This window comes from Streptomyces sp. NBC_00057, assembly GCF_045041165.1.
Lineage (GTDB): Bacteria > Actinomycetota > Actinomycetes > Streptomycetales > Streptomycetaceae > Streptomyces.
Map to the genome: position 1 here is coordinate 1,539,395 of NZ_CP108256.1, position 19,471 is coordinate 1,558,865.

At 67.9% G+C, this 19,471-nt stretch carries 9 protein-coding genes; 3 read left to right on the plus strand and 6 right to left on the minus strand.

Features of this window, described 5'->3' with window-relative positions; genetic code table 11:
• Positions 1–2 precede the first annotated feature (2 nt).
• Entirely contained in the window at positions 3–1,640 is a 1,638-nt protein-coding gene (locus OG953_RS07380; protein WP_405683133.1) for a hypothetical protein, read from the minus strand.
• A gap of 336 nt (positions 1,641–1,976) precedes the next feature.
• On the opposite strand from OG953_RS07380, the gene OG953_RS07385 reads away from it, so the two are divergent.
• Positions 1,977–2,159, plus strand: coding sequence for a hypothetical protein (locus OG953_RS07385; protein ID WP_405683134.1), 183 nt, complete (start codon positions 1,977–1,979; stop codon positions 2,157–2,159).
• Positions 2,160–2,200: 41 nt separating this feature from the next.
• Here OG953_RS07385 and OG953_RS07390 read toward each other — a convergent pair whose 3' ends face one another.
• Entirely contained in the window at positions 2,201–2,644 is a 444-nt protein-coding gene (locus OG953_RS07390) for an ATP-binding protein (protein WP_405683135.1), read from the minus strand.
• A gap of 362 nt (positions 2,645–3,006) precedes the next feature.
• Between OG953_RS07390 and OG953_RS07395 the strand changes: the two genes are divergently transcribed.
• On the plus strand, positions 3,007–3,861 hold the full coding sequence (locus tag OG953_RS07395) for a Scr1 family TA system antitoxin-like transcriptional regulator (protein WP_405683136.1): 855 nt from the start codon (positions 3,007–3,009) through the stop codon (positions 3,859–3,861).
• Entirely contained in the window at positions 3,858–4,043 is a 186-nt protein-coding gene (locus OG953_RS07400) for a DUF397 domain-containing protein (protein WP_405683137.1), read from the plus strand. The genes OG953_RS07395 and OG953_RS07400 overlap by 4 nt, the downstream gene beginning before the upstream one ends.
• A gap of 69 nt (positions 4,044–4,112) precedes the next feature.
• Here the strand turns inward: OG953_RS07400 and OG953_RS07405 are convergent, their stop codons facing one another.
• The 4 genes from OG953_RS07405 to OG953_RS07420 all read right to left on the minus strand — a co-directional run bounded on the left by OG953_RS07405 (position 4,113) and on the right by OG953_RS07420 (position 19,436).
• Positions 4,113–6,077, minus strand: a complete 1,965-nt coding sequence (locus OG953_RS07405) for a competence protein CoiA family protein (RefSeq protein WP_405683138.1) — start codon at positions 6,075–6,077, stop codon at positions 4,113–4,115.
• A 134-nt stretch (positions 6,078–6,211) separates the two neighbouring features.
• Positions 6,212–10,189, minus strand: coding sequence for an Eco57I restriction-modification methylase domain-containing protein (locus OG953_RS07410; protein WP_405683139.1), 3,978 nt, complete (start codon positions 10,187–10,189; stop codon positions 6,212–6,214).
• On the minus strand, positions 10,189–13,137 hold the full coding sequence (locus tag OG953_RS07415) for a helicase-related protein (RefSeq protein WP_405683140.1): 2,949 nt from the start codon (positions 13,135–13,137) through the stop codon (positions 10,189–10,191). Before OG953_RS07415 ends, OG953_RS07410 begins: the two co-directional genes overlap by 1 nt.
• 29 nt (positions 13,138–13,166) lie before the next feature.
• On the minus strand, positions 13,167–19,436 hold the full coding sequence (locus tag OG953_RS07420) for a protein kinase domain-containing protein (RefSeq protein ID WP_405691701.1): 6,270 nt from the start codon (positions 19,434–19,436) through the stop codon (positions 13,167–13,169).
• Positions 19,437–19,471: the final 35 nt, after the last annotated feature.

A 19,471-nucleotide genomic window follows, 5' to 3' on the forward strand; every position in this document is an offset into this window, starting at 1 on the left:
ACTCAGGTCAGCGTGTTGGTCAGGTGGGGGCCTATGTATCCGATGAAGATCCCGTGATCTGCGCACGCCGCGTCGTAGTAGTGCAGACGCGGCGCGATCGTGTTGCCTCCGCCGATCCTCAGGTGTGCGCCCATGAAGACCTTCCCGTCGGGGTTCACATATTCGGGCACGGGGAACGTGCGCTGCTTGCGCCAGGTGGCCTTCGCCTTCACGGTCTTCGACTCGTCCCGGACAATCTTTCGCGGTGAAATCGTGTGTACACCGCTGGGTCTGTCCGTGCACCACTGCTTGAAATCACAGTTGATCCTTCCTTCAGATGCCGCGTCGGCGAACCCCTCCAGCGCTTGCAGGGCTTCCCAGGCCATGCGCACCCATGACGAGCCGTAGGCCTGATCGTCGAGTTCCAGTGTGTCCTTCGTGCGCCCGGTGAAGTGCACACGCGGCATCTGCTCGATCCTGGTGAGGATCTCCTCGAACGATGTGGGGTCGGCGGCGGTGTTTTCCACCGGGGCATACGCATCCTGTGCTGCACCCAGGACCAACAACCGCTTCTGAAGGGTCAGTACCTGTGCTTTCGCCTCGTACAGCTCCCGGTACTGCTCGTCGTAGTCGATGATGAGCAGCGTCTCGTTGTCCTCCGCCTTCCGCAGATCGTGCTTCAGGTCTCGGATCTCGTCGGCACGCACGCGCTGTTCACGTCCGGCTTCCTCAAGGATCTCAAGGAGAGCGTTGCTCTCATTGCGCAGCCGTTCCAGTTCGGAGCTGCCCCCGCCTTCCCTGGCCCGGGTCCGCATCACCGGCACCGAGTCGAGTTCCTCGGGGAGCGGCACGCGGGTCGCCAGGCTCTGCGGCAGCTGGGCCAGGATACGGCGGGCCTGCTGCGGCTTCTCCGTGATCAGGCGGCGGGACATCACGCGGTGCCGCTGACCGTCCGCCGGCCAGGCCGGATCCACGCCGGGCAGGTACGTGCGGACGCCCCCGCCGTAGACACGATGATGTTCCAGGGTCCGGTTGAAGCGAGGTTCGGCTTCGGGGGCAAGCACATAGAGGATGGCCAGACCCGCCAGCGGGCGGAGCAGGGGGTCGATCGTCCGCTCCAACCAGGTGTCGAAGTCCACGCCGTACGGCACACTCGCCATCACAATGGGCAGACGCCGATTCTCGTCGCAGAGTTCGTCAATGACGGAGTCGACGTCGTCGGGTTCGACCACCTGAGGCATGGGCGTCACGTCGGCCAGGCCGTCACGCGCCTCCAGGACGCCGAGGAGGCTCTTCGCGAGCCGTGGTGTCTTCGCCGGCACGGGTACGGCGTCGGCGTCGTCCGGGAGATGCTCAACATCCAGCTGGACCCAGGTCGGACCGCCTCCGACCTGCCGCGCGAGCACCGTGGTCTGCCAGATGCCGCCGGGGGCCGTCTCACGCAGCCGCCAGCGTCCGTAAGCACCGGTGGTCCCTGTGGTGGAGTCGTGGTCGAGGGTCACGCCCCGGGCTATCTCGTTGCGTCCTTCGGCGAACGCGTCGATGTCGTACCCCTTGGGCGGCTCCTTCAGCCAGCGTCTCAGCTGGTCGTCGACGCCGGCACCAGTCTTGACGTAGTCGAGTCCACTGGTGACCACCATGCGGTAGCGGCGGGTTTCCATCGTGTGTTTCCTCGCTTTTCCGGCTTTGGGCCGCCCCGGGGCTCAGAGCCGGGCGTCAGACAGGACGTCGAGCAGCTCGGTCACGTCCTGGTGCCAGGCCCGTACTTCGGCGGGGTAGGCGGCAGTTCGTAGGTGTGGTGGTGGTGGCAGGCGGCACTGAGAGCGGACCAGACGGCGTAGCACTGACGCGCCACGGAAGGCCGTTCGTACCACTGGAGACAGAGCATTCTGGTACGCCCGTTGCGGGTCATCCTAGGACTGACTGCCCGCCAGAATCCATCGACGGTCTCGTCCTCAACCTCACAGGGCAATACACAGCGCCTGCCCTCATAGGATGTGAACGAATCTTCGATCGTATGGCGCAGGCGGCCGTTCCGCCGCGCCTGCCGCCGGCCCGCTTCAGGGCCGGACACACCCCCGGCCCAGGCCCCGATGACCGGCCACGTCACCACACCCGTCGCCGAACGCGATGTACACGGTCTCGTCGCCGAGCTCCGCGGCATGCTCAAGTCCCCCTGACCCGGCCATTAGTGGGCAAGCGCAACCCCCCGCATCCGTCCTCAGCAGAGCACTTCGGCCCACACGCACTTGGTGCAGGCATCGAGAACCACGCATCCCCAGCGGCTGGCGTACGCCTCGACGAGCAGCAGACCGCGCCCGGTCTCGTCGACCGGATCGCAGGGCTTCGGAGCTGTAGCCGGGAGGAAGCGTTCGGGACGGGTGTCGGTCACCTCGATACGGACGGCCTCGGGCAACAACCGCAGCGTCAGCCGGAAGTCGCGGCCCGGCAGACGCCCATGGGTGATCGCGTTGGAGGCGAGCTCTGCCGTGACAAGTGCGACGGCCTGTGCGGCGGCCGAGTCGTGTGGAACGCCGCGCCACTCGGTCAGCTGCTGAACGGCAAGGGTACGGGCGAGTCGTGCACCACGGCGGGTGCTGCTGAGCCGCAGTGTGAACTCGGTTGCCGGACGGGATGGTTCGGCCAGTTGGTTCGATGGATTCACCTCGTCATGATTTCCCCGTAAGACGACTCCGACCAGGGATTACTCCCGTACGGCAGACAGGGGTACGGAGATCGGGGCCCCGGCGCGGAACGTTGTACGGACGTCACATCAGGCCGGGTCCGTATCGCTGATGCCGGACAATTCCCACTCGGGAAGGTGCCAAGGCAGTGTGTTCCGCTGACCGCCGGGCCCGTGGCCCCTGGGCATGTTCACCATCCGCGCCAGACTGCACGCCGGCCGTCGGACTCCGTACGCTCAGTCAGCGTACGGGCACGTTTGGTGGACGGTACGCGGCTTGATGTCTCATTCTGGGTGAATTGAGCGCGGGAAAATCACGCGCATGCACCTGGAGGTGGCCGCGTATGACGACCGACGACGCAGACGTGACGATGGGCGACTACGAGCGGGAACCCGACCCCTCGGACAGCCTGCGCACCTTCGGGGCTGTCGTCCAGGCTCTGCGCGTACACGCGGGACTCAGCCGGTCCGACTTCGGCGAGCAGGTCAGGTTCTCCAAGCACACCGTGGAGTCGGTGGAGTTGGGGCGCCGTATGCCGGACGACGTCTTCGTGGAGCGCGCGGAACAGGCGCTGGGGAACACGGGCGCGTTACGGAAGGCGTCGACCCATCTGACCCGGGGCGAGCCCGGGTTGGCTGCGTGGTTCCGCAGGTGGGCGCGGCTGGAGAAGGTGGCGGTGAGCCTGTGTACGTACGAGTGCAGGCTGGTGCCGGGGTTGTTGCAGTCGGAAGGGTATGCGCGGGCGGTGTTCGACAACAGCATCCCGCTACTCACGGACGAGCAGTTGGAGGCTCAGGTAGCCTCCCGCCTCGAACGACAGGAAATGCTGCGCGGGCGCCCGAGCGTGCCGTTCAGCTTCATCGTGGAGGAGTCGGTCTTCAGACGCCGGCTCGGCGGTTCGGCGGTGACCCGCGGCTTGTTCGACCACGTGCTGGAGCACACCACGCCGCGCAATGTAACGCTTCAGGTCGTGCCCATGGATGCTGAGTTCCATGCATGCCTGGATGGTCCTGTGCAGCTGCTAGAAACCCCGGAGCGGCGACGCCTCGGGTACTCCGAGGGGCAGCAGAACGGACGGCTCATCACCGACCCGAAAGAGGTGAGCCTGCTCCATCAGCGATATGACACCATGCGCTCGCAGGCCCTGAACCCCAAGGACTCGCGGGACCTGCTGGAGCGACTGCGAGGAGCGCTATGAGCATCAATGACCAAGTCTGGTTCAAGTCCAGCCACAGCGGCACCCAGGGAGACAGCTGCGTCGAAGTTGCTATCGCCGAAGTGGCTGTCTGCGTACGGGACTCCAAAGACGTGACGCGCCCGCACCTGTCCATCGGGCGTGACGGGTGGGCACAGTTCGTGCGTTCCGTCGCGCACGACTGACCGCCGACACGAGCGCTGCTGCGGGGCCGGGGTGAGCAGCCCCGGCCCCCAAGCGCGTGCGGGAGAGCGTCAGGATTTCCGCGCCGGATGCCCGCCGTACGTGGCGAACGCGCGAGCCTGCTCCGTCTTCCTCACCGTTCCCAGTTCGATGGGTCGCAGGCCGTGCGGTCTGCCGAGATGCTTCAGGATGATGTCGAAGTACGGCACTGGCGTGTGCCCCGGCCCGATGATCAGTGACGACAGGAGCACGCCCGAGGCGGAATTACTGCGGTCCACGTCCACGAGGATCGCAATGCGGTCGCCCACAGCGAAGTCCCCGGGCGCATGGCCTGCGGCAGCAGCCAGAGATTGCCATCCCACGCACCTCTGTTGCTCAGCGGCATCGGTCAATGCCTTGCGTACGGCCTTGACCGCCGCCTTGTGGATAAAGACCCTCCCAGGCTCGCTGGTCCCGTTACGAGCGGCTGTGGACGTGCGGGGTACAGGAAGGACCCTTTCGGCCGCGAATCGGCGCTTCTCCTGAGCTCTCAGGCTGCGTTCCACCTCGTCCGTACTCTCGCCACGCGCCAGGGCATAGGCGTTGAGCATCTCGCGCCGGTGGATCTCCTCGGGCGTCCCCTCGTCGCGTGCGTCATCCCGGCCGAGACCGGCGAGGACGTCCGCGAAGAATGCCGGAACACCAGGCCGATCGCCTCGAAGCTTCACCAGAGCGGACAGGACGGGTTTGCCATCGGAGCGAGGGAAGTCCATGGCAACGAGCAGCCGGACGCGGTCGGCGGACGTGAAGTCGCCGGGAGTCGCCCCGGCGTTGCTGACAAGGGTCTCCCAGTTGATGATCCCCCGTGCGCGGGCCAGTTGGCTCAGCTTGGCCCGGAACGCCTGGACCATTCGCACATCACCAGTTGCCTTCGGCTCGGAGTGTGCGGCGATGGCGGGCTCCGGTCCGGCCTCCGTCGACGCGGTGAGTGCGGGTGCCTGCTCCGGAGGCGTCAGATCCGGCCAGCGCGGGTCCGTGCGCTCGGCGAGGGGTGAGCATCCGTCGGCATGGATGATGAGCGAGCTCGCATCGGCCCCGGCCGAGATGGGGAACGTACTCAGATGCGCAATGCCGTCGATGACGTGAAGGCGGTGCGGCTGCGGTTGTACAGCCTCGTGTGGCAGCGAGATCCGAGCTCTGATCAGCACAGACCCTTTCGGCTGTACGTCGGCGTCGTAAAGCCGGCTCTCGTCGCCCGGGGCTGTCACCTCTTCCGTCCCGGTGAACGCGATGGACCCCGGGAGCAGGGGAAACGCCACGGGGACTTCGGTCACATCGGCTCGCCGGTCAGCCTGCTCGGCGAGCCGGGGAGTGACGATTCCGGTGTCGTCCAAGTGTGCTTCGGCGAGTGGTACCCACTCGACGGAATGGTCCTTGAACTGGGTTCCGACGTACACCTCCCTCGTGTCGTCCACGGTGCGGCACTCGAACCGGATGGCGTGCCCATGCTCGGCTGCCTCATTGTGGGCGAGCCCGCTGCCGGAGCCGTACACCCAATGAACTGCCGGCCGGGCAACGGTTGATTGTTCGCGTGCCGTCTGCCAATCGCGCAGGGAGAGGCGGTCCATCTGGACACGGATCATCCGCCGATCCGAGTCGAAGCGAAGCTCGATGGCACCACCGGGTCCGGAACCAAGGTTCAGGTAGTCGACTGTGGCTGACCGGTGCCCCTGCCTCCGAAGCCACCGCTGCAGGGCCTGCCCGATGTAGAGGTGGTCGGCGCTCTCCTCACCGACTGCCGTGCGACGGCAGTGCACGGGAGGGCGGTGGGCGAAGTGGCACTTCTTCACCTCGCTGCGGCGGACCGTCAGGATCTTGCCGCAGCCGCCGAGCAGTTCCCCGCAGTAGAAGTCGTCTCTTCCCCGTCCACGCATGAACCGATCGAAGCCATCATGGTCGAACGGCAGGAACACCGGCGAGTCGGAGCCTGCCCCGCCCACCACGGCGGTCTGGACCTTGCGCGTGTCGTACTCGTCCGGGACGGATGCAGCAGGCATGGGCGGGCTCCGTGGGATGCGGCGGACCGGGACATTCGGGAAGGGAGTGGGGGACGGCGAAGTGCCTGGGTGACGACGGGCCGGCCTCGCCCGGCCGCTTTGGCGGTGGGGGCGGCAGGGCGAGGGCGAGGTGGTCAGCGTGCCGGATGGCGGGGGCCGTGGCCGGGGGGCGGGGCGAGGGTGGAGGTGTAGTTCTCGCCGTCGACGAGGGGGTTCTCCAGGGTGAGCCCGGCGGCGGCCATGCGGTCGTATTCGGCGAGGATCAGGTCCTTGGTCCGGTACGTGCCGTACTTCGCCTCGTCTTTGCGCTTGACGATGGGGAAGGTGTCGAGAATGTAGTCAACGTCGTTGCGGTTGATTCCGTAGAGGTGGAAGAAGAGCGCGTCGAGCTCGGCCCGAATGACGGCACGACGACCCTTGTCCCAGCGGAAGGGGGCACCGTTGTCGCCGAAATCGCGGGCGAACGGAATCATTTCGATGTCAGTGAAGGTAAGCTCTAGGACTCTCCGCAGGACGAAGCTCCAATGAGGTTCGACGTCTTGCGGAGAAGGAACCGGAAGTTGCTCCAAGATGTAATCCGAGACGTGGAGCCCTCCTTGCCGGATTCGAAGTAGAAAGTCCAGCGGAAAACTATTGAATGCCGCCACCAGCACCACTACATACTCGAATTCCTTCGGGAACCCGACCCTCAGCGTAAAGTCAGTGGCCACCCGAGGGCCGATGAGTGAAATCAGAGTGCGCTCGTCGCTATTGCGTGCAATATCGGCCCAGGAGAAAAGCCACTCCCGGTTCCATAGCGCGGCAATTTTGTCTTCCACTTCCAGTTTACTGATGGATCGGCGACCCTGGTTCCCCCACGTGGGATCTTCCAGTTCGAAAGGTTCGGCGTACCGGGTCCTTTCTGTCACCTCATCCATGTACGTTGCGTATCGGTGGTTGTAGGAGTGTGTGAGCTTCGACTCAAGCATCATCACGTTCCCGAGACGCGGTTCAGTCTCCCGCGGGCACAGCGAATCGACTTCCGCCAACCCCATGTTGAAGACCCTACGGATAGTCAGGCCATAGGGGCCCTTCGAGTTGGTGGGTCGTAGCGGGCCGAATCTACTAGCCGCAAGCAAGGAGATGTCGCCGTCGTGGCGGGAGCGGAATACGGGGCAGGTGCCCGTATTGGGGTTGAGAAGGGCAATTTCCTCAGGAGTGAGAGTGAACGCCTTTTCGGGGTCATCCAGTTCGGCCGGGTCATGCAGGAAGAACGCAAACCGCGCTGCCGGTTCGCGCAGTGCGCGGCCCGTCAGGGACAGGATGCTGAACTTGAACGAGCGGTGAACGTCAGGGAAGACAGGCGCGGCATTCTCAAAGTCGTATAGCGCCGCGATCGCCCCATTCACCACGAGGTCCTTGAAGAAAAACTGCGTTGTCGCATCCGTCGCAATGCCGGTCGGCACGATCACACCCATGCGTCCCCGCGAGCCCGTCAGCTTGCGTCCCTGCTCTGCAAAGACCGGATCGGTTTTGATTCGACCGCGTCCGCACAGCGGGAATACCCCGGAATCACTAGCGAAGTGACGCAGTCCGTCGACCTCGCGTTTGGCCGCTTCGTACGTCTCGTACAATTGCTGATCCTCCGCAGGCAGTTCAGCGATCAGCTTCTTTCGCTTTGCCCCGGCCGCCTCCGCGATGTGAGGCGCAAGCGCTGAGAAGAACTCCTGCTCCTTGAGCTCAAGGTGCTCCCACGGCGGGTTCCCCAGCACACAGCCAAACCCGCCAGCCCACCCCGTCGCCTCGTCGACTCCCGCCCCCGATTCTGGAACGCCGAAGACCTCAGGGAACTCCAGGTGCCAGTGGAAGAACCGATACTGGCTACGCAGGCGCACGATCTCATCGTGGGTGGACCGAGGGGCCGCGTCCGAGGTCGGGTCCTGGAGGTTGCGGAAGACCTCCTCTGTGACCGCGAGCGGGGCGTCCGCAGCCTTGCGCCACATGAAGGCGGCGCACCAGGCGTCGGCCACGTGCAGCGCGCGTACGTACTCCGTCGACTCAGCGAAGTCCCGGTACGCGGCCTCCTGGCGACGCACCTCCGCGAGGGTGTCCGAGGAAGCACCGGTGATGCGACGCAGGCCCGTAGCGAAGACCGTGTTCGCGATCTTCGACTCGTCGGTCAGGTCGAACAAGCCCCGCTGACCGCCGCGTTCCGCCTTGTTCTGCTTCTCCAGGACCTTGGCGAACTTCTTGTCGTCGCCCTCGATGGGCTTGAACGCCTCGTCCGGGATCCCGCCCCGCAGCAGGCTCGGCACCGCGCCGATCAGCGCGTTGCCGTGCTTCACGTGCGCGTCCAGGAACCCCAGCGGCTTGCCCGGTTCCAGGGCCTCCAGCCACAGCGACACCTTTGCCAGCTCCACCGCCATCGGGTTGAGGTCCACGCCGTAGATACAGCGGGCAACGACCTGGTGGAGGGCATGGCGGACCGCGCCCAGTGTCGGCTCCGGGTTGCGTTCCCGTACCGCCGCCACCCGCTTGGCGATGCGGCGGGCTGCCGCAACGAGGAAGTGTCCGGAACCGCAGGCCGGGTCGCAGACGGTTAGGGAGAGCAGTTCGCGGACGATCGCTTCGGACGGGTCGGGCTCGCCCGCCGCCGAGGCGGCTTCCTCGCCCCGCTTGACCGCATCATCGAGGACCGGGTCGAGGGTGGAGTCGAGCAGGCACTCGATCAGTGAGGACGGGGTGTAGTAGGAGCCGGTCGTCTTGCGGGTGTTGCCGGCCAGCTCGACCAGTTCGAAGGTGCGGTCGGCCGCGCTGTGCTGCGGGACGAGTTCGAGCAGGGACTCGTAGACGGAGCCTAGCTCCTCGGCGTCCAGGTGCCGGTAGTCGACCGTACGCCAGCGCCGCGTGCCTGCGTCCCGGACCTGGGAGAGGTGGCGTACGGCCGTCAGCAGGTACTCGTTCGACAGGGACAGGCCACGCAGCGGGGCGTCGGCACCCGTGTCATCGAAGATGCCGCCGAGGCCGGGCAGGCCCAACTCGGGGCGGCCGTTCTCGTCGCCGAGGGCGTCCAGGACGATCCGCAGGGCCTGGTACAGGTCGCCGTGCGCCGTGCCGCGCCGCTTGCGGGCATGGGTGCGGAGACGGGTCGACGAGAAGTACGTCTCGTACCGGGTCCGGGCCTGCTCGCTCGCGTCCGGTGACAGCAGCGCGTCGCGGTCCTCGGCGACGAAGACGAAAAGGAGGCGGTAGGCGAGGCGCAGCAGGGCGTTGTGCAGGGCCTTGGCGTCGGTGTCCTCACGCAGGGCTGCGTTGGCCGGGTGGCGCAGGAACCCCGTACCCAGCGTGGTGATGGCCTCCTGGACCCCCTTACGCAGCTGGTCCAGCGCCCGTGTCCCCGAGGCGATCGCCTCCGTACGCCACTTCTCCAGTCGGCACGTCGACGGCGCCGCCCCCTCCCCCGCCTCGAAGCGGGAGACGTGCAACAGCCGGTACAGGAGCACGAATTCGCTGAACAGCTCGCCGTCGAAGACGGCCTCAAGGTCGAACTCGACGTACGAGGCCGTCGCCAGCGCGCTGGAGTCGCGCAGCAGGCGGACCTGGCGGCCGTTGGTGAGGACGCCCCACAGGTGGGCCTCGGTCCGGTTCAGGCACTCCTGCAGCATGGACTGGGGCGGGACCTGGCCGGCGACGCGCTTGTCGAGTTCTGCGTTCCAGGCAGTCTGGTGGATCAGGGCGTGGTGCCAGCGGTGCGAGACCGGGAACTTCTTCTCCGCGTCCGAGTCGGCCGCTATGCCCGCCGGGCCCACCGCCGTGAGCGGGCCGAAGCCCAGCTCGCGCCAGAGCGGGGCCAGCCAGTCGCTGGCCGCGAGGCCCGTCGGGTCGGCGGCCGGTGCGCCCGTCTCAGCATCCTCCGGCAGGCGCTTGCGCAGGTCGCGCCAGAGGGGCTTGAGGTACTCCCAGCTGCGCTCGGCCTCGTCGCGTACAGAACGCGAGGTCGGCAGACCGTAGTCGGCGGGCTTGGAGCCGGGGACGTCCTTGCCCTCGCTGATGCGGACCAGCATGTCCGCCGGAAGGAGTGCGCCGACCGTCTGGACGGCGGAGAAGACCTGGTTGCGGGTCGTGGCGGACATCAGGCGGACTCTCCAGCGGAAGCGGCGGGCGCGGCGGGCAGGTACACGTACGCGCCGAGGATGTCGGCGGGCTTCTGGGCCGTGACAGACAGGCCTCGGACGATCTCGCCCGACGCGGTGCGCACCCGGCGGTGGGAGGCGTCCAGGTCGGCGGCGAGCTCGTCGCCGTACGACTCCAGGTGGGCGGTCGTCTCGGGGAGTTGACCGAGGATGCGGGTCATCGTCCGCTCACCGAAGTACGGGTCCGTGTTCTCGGTGGCCGTCGCGTCGAGCAGGGCCGTGGCCTCCTCCTGCGTCAGCCACTCCGCGTTCTTCGGGGAACCGCGGAAGGCCAGGAGCCGGGCGTCCTCCGCGACCAGTTGCTTCTCGCCGCTGCGCGACGGGAGCGTGAGGTGGAAGCGGTAGCGAACCAGGAGCAACGTCGTACGGGTGGCGACCGCGTCCGTCGTGATGACGCCGCAGCGGCGTGCCGGGCGCACGCCGTCGGCCCGGGTGTCGAGGGCCGCGTCGAGGACGTGCGCCGCCAGCGCGCCGACCACCGGGTCGGTGCGGACGAGGGCCGCCTCACCGCGCGCCACCGCCGGGTCCGCCCGGAAGGGGATCGGGCGGTCCTTCTCGATGATGTCCCCGCCGACCACCGGCGCGAGAGCGTCCCGCAGGCCGGCGGGCGTGCCGCCCACCTCGGCGGTGAAGTCGTCGCCCGCAGGGCGCAGGACGCCGCCGAGAGCGCCCAGGGACTCGCGTACGAAGGTGCGGATCTCCCCCGCGCCGCCCAGCGCCTCGCGGACCGCGCCGACCTCGCGGGCGACTTCCTCGGGGTGGATAGAGCGCTGCGCGAACCGGGAGCGGGACGCCTTCTCCCGGTCGGCCGCCGAGTTCCAGTCCTTCTCCAGCTGTGCGGCCTTGGTGTCCATGACCTCATCGGCCGCGAACAGGCCCTCCTGTTCGCCCCGATGGCCACGCATCAGCAGCCATTCGACGATCGCGTCGGTGACACCCGCGGAGGTCTCATCGGGGACGGAGACCGAGATGCCGAGGTCCTTCTTGATCTGCCGGTGCTTCTTGATGAGGACTTCGAGGACCTTGCCGTCGATACCGTTGTCGTCGCCGTACAGGGTGATGACCCGCACCTCGTCCCGCTTCTGACCGTAGCGGTCGACGCGCCCCTCGCGCTGGTCGTGCCGGGTGGGGTTCCATGCCAGGTCGTAGTGGACGACGGCGTCGAAGTGGTGCTGAAGGTTGACGCCCTCGGAGAGGCAGTCGGTGGCGATCAGTACCCGGCGGGCCGCTCCGTCCTCGCCGGCCTCCTCCGCCAGCTCCTCGATGCGCTGGATGCGCTGCTGCGGAGACAGGGTGCCGGTGACCGCCTTGACGACGGTCTTCGCGCCGAGCGGGCCGCGCTTCTTCTTGCCGTCGATCTCCCGGTCGCTCAGCTCCTCGGCCACGTACTCCGCGGTCGGGATGTAGCGGCAGAACACGATCGGGTTGTAGCCGTCGGCGAGGAGCGCCTTGAGGTGCTTGATGAGCGCCTTGAGCTTGAGGTCGCCCTGTACGCCCTCCAACTCTGCTGCTCTGGCTGCCAGTTCCTTCAGACGTGCGCCTGCGTGGTCGGAGGTCTCGGCACCGGGGGCCACGTCCTGGCCCTCCATCGTGTCGCTGTCCGCCGAATCGGAGTTGAGGGGGGCGCCCAGCTTGTCGGCCTCCTCGGCGGAGGCGGCGATCGCGGCGGCCGAGCGGGTGGTGAGGGTCTGGGAGGCGGCGCGCGGGGAGGAGACGAGCGAGCGGAGCAGCGCGATCGCGGACCACCAGGCGATCCGGGCTTCCCGCTTGCCCTGGATGCCGGCTTCTTCCACCCGCTCGCTCGCGTACGCGATGGCGTCGTCGAGAAGCGCGCGGTAGGCCGGGGAGAGCTTGTACGTCTCGTCCTTGAAGTACCGGTCGGAGGGGAACGCGGTCTTCTCGGCGAGACTGTCGTCGCTGAGGCCGTCCCCCTTGGTGAGGTACTGGCGTACGTCGGCCCGCTTGCGTGCCACGAAGTGCTGGGCGAGGAGCTTTCGGCCCGGCTCCGAGTCCAGGCCGACCGTCGCCAGCTCCGGCTTGACCAGGCCGAGCAGATTGCGGAACGCGGACTCCTTGCCGCTGTGCGGGGTTGCCGTCACCAGGAGCAGGTGCCGGCGCATGTCCTCGGACACGCGGCGCAGCAGCTCGTAGCGGAGCTGGTTCTGCGAGGAGGTGGAGGTGTCGTCGGCGGCGACGCAGGTGTGGGCCTCGTCGACGATGACCAGGTCGGGGCAGTGCCGTACGAAGTCGTCGCGGTGGCGGGTGGACTTGATGAAGTCCGTGGAGACGATCACGTGCGGGTACTTGTCGAAGAGGGACTGGCCGAGGTCCAGGCCGCGCTCCAGGCGCGAGACCGTGGAGGAGAGGACCAGCTCCGCGTCGATGCCGAACTTGCTGCGCAGTTCGCCCTGCCATTGCTCCGCGAGCGCGGGTGAGCACAGGACGGCGAGGCCCGTCGCCTCGCCCTGGGCGAGGAGCTCGCCGGCGATGAGGCCCGCCTCGACGGTCTTGCCGATGCCGACGTCGTCGGAGATCAGCAGGCGTACGGTCTGCTGGCGCAGTGCCATGAGCAGTGGCACCAGCTGGTAGGCGCGCGGCTCCACTGCGATCCCGGCGAGGGAGCGGAACGGACCGGCGCCGGAGCGGAAGCCGATGCGCAGGGCGGTGCGCAGGAGGCCTGCCGCGCGCTGGTCGCCGAGGTCGGAGGGCTCCGGGGCGGCGAATTCGGCACCCTTGATGTCCTCGAAGGCGGGGAACACGGCGGCGATGTCGTCGTCGGAACCGCCGAGGGGGCGCAGGACGAGCATGTCGGGTGCGCTCTCGGGGAGCACCACCCATTCGCGGCCACGGGCCGTCACCAGGGAACCGGCGGAGTATGTGAGTGCCATGTGAGTGTTCAAGTCCTCGCGGTGAGCGGTTAGTTGGCTGCGGTTCCGAAGTAGCCGGCGTGGGCGGCGGCGATCTCGTCCCAGTCGGCGTCGTACGGGAAGCGGATGACATCCCAGCGGGCGTCGAGCAACCGCTCCTCCGCGTCCTCGTCGCGCAGGGCCGTCGCCTGTGTGCCGGGCAGGTCCACGAACACCGCGAGGTTGACGTTGGGCAGTCGGTACACGTAGTCCGCCTGGGCGTTCGCCTCGGTGATGAGCGTTTCACCGTCGTCGGGAAGGTTGAGGCCCTTCGCCTTGAGCCATGTGAGGAGATTGTCCTGGGCGACGGTTTCCGCCACAGCCGATTCCACCGCTGCCTCCACGGCCGCTTCCGTGGCAGTCGGCGTCTCGGATACCTGTTCCAGCAGCCGCTTGAACTGTTCCGTCCGCGACTCCCCGCGGTCTTCCCGCTTCGCGGTCGCCGACGCGAGGCGCAACAGCAACTCGCGTGCCGTGTGGCGGTCGATGTCGGTGTGGTTGATCTGGTTGCCGTACGTCAGCAGGCACTCGTAGCAGCCGCGGGCGCACCGGCGGTCCTTGTGCGGGCCGCCGAGGTCGTTGCCGGCCTCGTCGAAGTGGCAGATCTCCAGTGCCTTGCGTGCTGCCTTCGCCAGTGCGTCGGGTTCTGCCTGGAGGCGGCGCAGCACACCCGCGCCGCCCTCTGCGGCCTCGGTGAACAGGATGCGGTTGCGGGGACCGTCGTCCGGCGGGAGGAGTTCGCTGCTGAGCTCGGAGTCCTCCAGCTCGAATGCCGCCTCGATGCCCCGCTCCATGGCGTACATGACGGACAGGGCGACCGGCTCGGGCAGCGGTTCGTCGAGGGTGACGACGACGATGTTGCGGCGGTCCTCGACATACGGGATGACGCGCTTCTTGCGGCGCTTCTCGTTGCCCTCGGAGTCGATGACCGGCATCTCGGTCGAGTCACCGGATGCGTCGGCCGCATCGCGGTCGTTCATCCAGCGGCCGTCGGCGAGGTCCAGCCAGTATCCGTCGGGATCGTCCTTCTTGGCGCGTACCCGTCCGGTATTGGTGATGCGGACCGTCGCCGAGTCGCCGTACGCCACGTCCGCGATCTGCTCACCCGATGCGTCGGACACCTTCGCGTCCAGGCGGCCCTTGCGGGTGCCGTGGTCCTGGAAACGGTACGACGTCTCCAGCTTGAAGCCGGCGCGACGGCGCTCCTCCTCGTCGGAGGAGATCCGCTCGCGGCGGGTGGTGTACACGGTGTGCAGGTGCAGCAGGCCGTACGTGGCCGAGCCGAGCGGCTCGTTGCACATCTCGCAGCGGTCGGCCCGCAGTTTCGGGTCGTGGTGGTAGCCGCACCCCGCGCAGCGGCGGGCCTCGGTGGTGGCGAGATCGCCGGAGGCGTCCGGCGGGATCTGGATACGGGTGACCTGGTAGCGGGCGCCCTCGTGGTAGATCAGCGCGCCGGGGCCGAACTCGCGGATGGCGAGGAATCGGGGGCGCTGGAGGTAGTCGCCGTCGCCCCGGCGGCGGCCGATCGTGGGGATGTACGCGGCCAGCGGGAGGCGCGGGAAGGAGTAGCCGGGCAGGAAGCCTTCGGAGGCGAGGTAGCGGTACGGGTTGAAGTCGGAAAGGACGGACTTGCTGTCCGCGCTCTCGTTCATCAGCAGGTTCAGCTGGGTCTCGGCCTCGCGGCGCCGGGCGTTGGCGCGGATCCGGTCGCCCTCGGTCAGGCTGTAGTCGAGACGGCGCTTGTTCTGGATGTACTGGTCGTCGAGCGCGGCCTTGAACAGCTGGCGCCAGCGGTCGAAGGCGCGGTCGAACCGCTCGGGCACGGTGCGGACCCGGTCCCGAATCCAGTCGTCGTGCCACCACGTGGTCTCGGCGAACTGCGGCAGCAGCGGCGCGAGGACACGCAGGGAGGCGTCGACCGTGCGCCGCTGAGCATCGGTGTCGAGGGACGCCGCGAGGATCTCGGACTGCAGCTCCAGGGCGGGGGTGGGGCGGTCGCCGGTCTCCGCGTATGACACGTCGAGAACCTCGGGGATCGCGCGGCCCAGCTTCAGTCCGGCCTCCGCGATCCAGATTCCCTGAAGGTGGGAGAGGACCAGGTCTTCGTTGGCAAGATCCAGTCGGGGCGGGGCGACGGCTCCCGCGACCATGCGCTCGGAACGGCGGAAGTAGTACTGGTCGTGGCTGTTGCCCGTCGCGCAGTACGTCGTGACGAGGGCGGGCTGACCGCTGCGGCCGGCCCGGCCGGAGCGCTGGGCGTAGTTCGCCGGGGTGGGCGGGACATTGCGCATCATCACCGCGTTGAGCGAGGAGATGTCCACGCCGAGCTCCATCGTCGGCGAGCAGTAGAGAAGCTTCAACTCGGCCTTACGGAACGCCTCTTCGCGCTTCTCCCTGTCCTCCGGGGCCACCTGCGCCGTGTGCTCGCGGGCGAACAGGCCGGCCAGCTCGGCTGCCGCGTTCTTGTACAGGTCACGGAAGAACGTGTTGACGCGGGGGCCGTCTCCACTCTGGTACGTACGGGTCAGCGGATCGTGCGCGCCCGTCTTGCCCTTGCCCGCGCGCCAGATGAGGGACTGCGCTGCCACCCGGTAACCGGTGGCAGCGGGTCCCGAAGGCCTGCGGAAGCGCCCACCACGCTGCGGGGCCTCGGCGACCTCCTTCACCAGACCGGCCTTGGCGAGAACCTTCAGCAGTTCCTCGATGACCAGTTGGAGATCATCGTTGTCGAGATCACGAAATGCCTTGTCCGTGCGCTTGAGGTACTTGCCGAACTTGCCGCGCGCCGACAGGAACAGGGCTGTGCGGTCCAGGCCCGGGCGGGACGGGTTCGGGTAGGCGGTGCCGACCTTGGCCTTGTCCGCGGCGGAGAGCACCCACGGGTCGATCAGGCGCTCCTCGCTGGCCCGCTGGAGTGCGTCGAAGTCGTCGCGGAAGTAGGAGACGTCGACGGCGAGGGCGCGTCGCATCTCGTTGAGCAGCGCCTTCATGACCTCGGCGCGCAGGGCGGGGTCGGCATCGCGCAGGGCCTGGTGGGTGGTCGCCCAGCGGTCCTGCTTGTCGGCGACCCAGGCCAGGTCCTCGTAGTCGATCTCCAGGAGGCCCGTCTGTTCCAGGTTGGGCATGGTGATGCGCCAGCCGCGTTCCAGGTCCAGATAGAGCCGGAAGGCGATCACGTCGCGGAGGGTCTTGGCGGCGGCGCGGGCGAGCGACGGCGGCTGTTCGCTCTCCCCGGTGTAGTCGACCGGGTCGAGGGCGATCGCGTTGGCGACGGAGGAGGCCAGTTCCTCGTGGTGAAGACCGTCCTCGCCCGCGTCCAGTGCGGCCCGGTAGAGGGCGCCGCGCAGCTGGGTGATCTGGACGAAGTCGTTGAAATGGCCTGCCTGGAGGGAGGCGTCCTGCCGGTTGTCGACGAAGGTGAGGAGCTTGCGCGCCTCCTTGTCGAGGGCGGTCTCGGGCACCGACTTCAGGGAGCGGACCACGGAGGCCGAGATCAGCGAGGTCGCCGAGGAACGCCCCTCCTGGTCGAGCGTCGCCAGCTTGGCGAAGTCCTTGCCGCGCGTCTGCTCGTACGCCACACCGCAGTGCAGGCAGAAGAGGAACGGGGAGGGGATGAACGCGGCCGCCAGTTCGCCCCGGCCCTCGTAGCCGTGGGCGTCGACCGTGATGGCGCGCGGCGCGCGGTCACGGTAGGTCTTCTTGATGACCTCCTGGCCCTTGTCGTCCAGCTCCAGCCAGGACTCGGGCAGTCGGCGGTCGCCGACGGCGTACTGCGGGTTGGCCGGCCACGGACGGTCGTGGTCGATGTAGAGGTAGCCGTCCCCCTGCCTGCCGCCGGTCGCGGAGGTGTCGCGGCGGGCCTCGTACCGGACGTCGCCGTTCTTCTCGTCGCGCCAGACCGTCACGTACTCCTGCCCGCACTCGCGGCAGAACGCCAGCGGCATCAGCAACTTGCCCCCGCTGCCCGGCTGTTCGACCTGGTAGGAGCGGGTGAGTTCGCGGGATGCCTTGTCCTCCAGGGTGACGTAGACCGTGTCGCCCTTGGAGAGGAACTGGTGCAGACGGAACGCGAACAGGGGGCGCTCGGTGACGGGGTGGAGCGCCTGGGAACCGGTCTCCAGTGTGGCCCGGATCGCGTCGATGCACACGCTCTCGTCGACTCCGGACTGCTCAGCGAGTTCCTTCGCCGCTATCTCGATCTTCTCGGGCTGCTGCCGGATCAGGCGGCCGGTCTCCTCGTCCGTGGCGAGCCCGAAGCGGGTCTCGATCCAGCGCGCCAGCGGGTCGCGGACAAGATCCGCGTAGGCACGGGGGGCCGCCGATGCCCTGAGACGCTCGGCGGGAACGGTCTCCGGCGCCGGGTCCGTGGCGCGGACCAGGGTCTCGCCGATGACGTGCTGGGGGCGCACCTTCGCACCGAAGAGGGTGGAGGCAACGTCCGCGACGACCTTCTTCTGGTCCTCCAGGGTGCCTTCCGTCGACATGGTGGCCGAGGTGCCGATGCACTGGAGATCCGTTGCCTGGCAGGCTTCGCGGACACGGCGGATGAGAAGGGCGACGTCGGCGCCCTGGCGGCCGCGGTAGGTGTGAAGTTCGTCGAAGACCAGGAACTCAAGGTTCCGGGCCATCTTGATGAGGCTGGCGCGGTCTGCGGGCCGCGTCAGCATGAGTTCGAGCATCACGTAGTTGGTGAGGAGGATGTCCGGCGGGTTGTCGCGGATCTCCTTGCGGCGTGCGTCATCCTCCTGGCCGGTGTAGCGGGCGAAGGTGACGGGCTCCCGGCCTTCCCCGTAGCCGTCGCGCAGGTATTTCTCCAGCTCCTTGAGCTGGCTGTTGGCCAGGGCGTTCATCGGATAGACGATGATCGCGCGGACCCGCTTCTCGGCCTTGGGGCCCGCGGCTTCGCGCTCCCTGAGAACCTTGTCGACGATCGGGACGATGTAGGCAAGCGACTTACCGGAGCCGGTGCCGGTGGTGAGCACGTACGAGGCACCGGACCGAGCGGCCTCGACGGCTTCGCGCTGGTGCTGATGCAGGGTGAGCGGGCGGCCGTCGCAGACCGTCCCGCCTTCCGTCTTCTTCGCCTGGAAGATTCTGGCGCACTCGTCATGGAGGACCTTCTGCCCGGCCAGTTCGAGGACGGTTCCGCCACCCGCGAAGAACGGGTTGAGGGAGAGCCAGGGGTCGGGCCACTGCGACTTGGCCTTGAGGTCGTCCTCCACGTACGCGTTGATCCGCCCGTCACGGATGACCGTGCCGCCCTTGGTGAAGGAGTGGTAGTCCCTGATGAGGGTGCGGTGGACGCCGAAGACGTCCATGCCGGAGGCGGGGGCGGTACGGAGGGAGTCGTCGGTTGCGGGCTGAGCCTCATCGGCAGCGGCGGGCTGTGCCGACTGTTCGGCCCGGAGCGTCCGGAGGCCGTGTACCGGGTCAAGGGCGGCCCAGGTCGGGAGCTGCGCCGCATCGCCGCCGGACTCGGCGAGCGGCAGGAGCGCGTCGCGGACGGCGGCCGCGTCGGCCGGACGGTCCGCCGGGTTCTTGGCCAGCAGGCGGTCGACGAGCCGGGCCAGCTCCTGCGGTACTTCCTGACGGATCAGGCGGATGGGAGTCGGGGCGTCGCGGACGTGCTTCTCGCCGAGCTCGTACGCCCCTTCACCGACGAACGGGGGCACACCCGTGAGCATCTCGTACAGCACGCAGCCCAGCGCGTAGAGGTCGGCGGCCGGCGTGACAAGGCCTGCCTTGAACTGCTCGGGCGCCATGTAGCGAGCTGTGCCCACTGCCACGCCGGTGCTGGTCAGACGCGCCTCGTCGGGGTCGTCGGCGATCCGGCCCATGCCGAAGTCGAGGACCTTGACCACACCACCGCGGGTCAGCATCACATTGCGCGGCTTGAGATCGCGGTGGATGACTTCGGCGCTGTGAGCAGCGGACAGGCCGCTCGCGATCTGGGCGCCGATGGCCGCCGCCCAGGAAATGGGAAGCTGGCTCTCCTCATCGATGAGGTCGCCGAGGGTGTCTCCGTCGAGGAGCTCCATCGCGAGATACGGACGGCCGGCCTGCGCGTCGTCCACGCCGCCGTCGATGATCCGGGTGAGGTTCGCGTCCTCGAGCCTGCGCATGATCCGCACCTCGCGCGCGAACCGGGCCACCGCCTTCGCGTCGGCCCGTGTGTCCACGATCGCTCCGGAACGGTGGCGCAGGATCAGCTTGACGGCGACCATGCGGCCGACCGCCCCTTCGGGCACCTGAAGGTCTTCGGCCCGGTGCACCTCGCCCATGTTGCCGCAGTCAATGGCCCCCCGAAGCCGGAACC

Bases quoted from the DNA above. Each gene is read 5' to 3' on its own strand.
- OG953_RS07400 (WP_405683137.1), top strand. From the start codon at position 3,858: ATGAGCATCAATGACCAAGTCTGGTTCAAGTCCAGCCACAGCGGCACC.
- OG953_RS07420 (WP_405691701.1), bottom strand. From the start codon at position 19,436: ATGGGCGAGGTGCACCGGGCCGAAGACCTTCAGGTGCCCGAAGGGGCG.
- OG953_RS07415 (WP_405683140.1), bottom strand. From the start codon at position 13,137: ATGGCACTCACATACTCCGCCGGTTCCCTGGTGACGGCCCGTGGCCGC.
- OG953_RS07395 (WP_405683136.1), top strand. From the start codon at position 3,007: ATGACGACCGACGACGCAGACGTGACGATGGGCGACTACGAGCGGGAA.
- OG953_RS07405 (WP_405683138.1), bottom strand. From the start codon at position 6,077: ATGCCTGCTGCATCCGTCCCGGACGAGTACGACACGCGCAAGGTCCAG.
- OG953_RS07380 (WP_405683133.1), bottom strand. From the start codon at position 1,640: ATGGAAACCCGCCGCTACCGCATGGTGGTCACCAGTGGACTCGACTAC.
- OG953_RS07410 (WP_405683139.1), bottom strand. From the start codon at position 10,189: ATGTCCGCCACGACCCGCAACCAGGTCTTCTCCGCCGTCCAGACGGTC.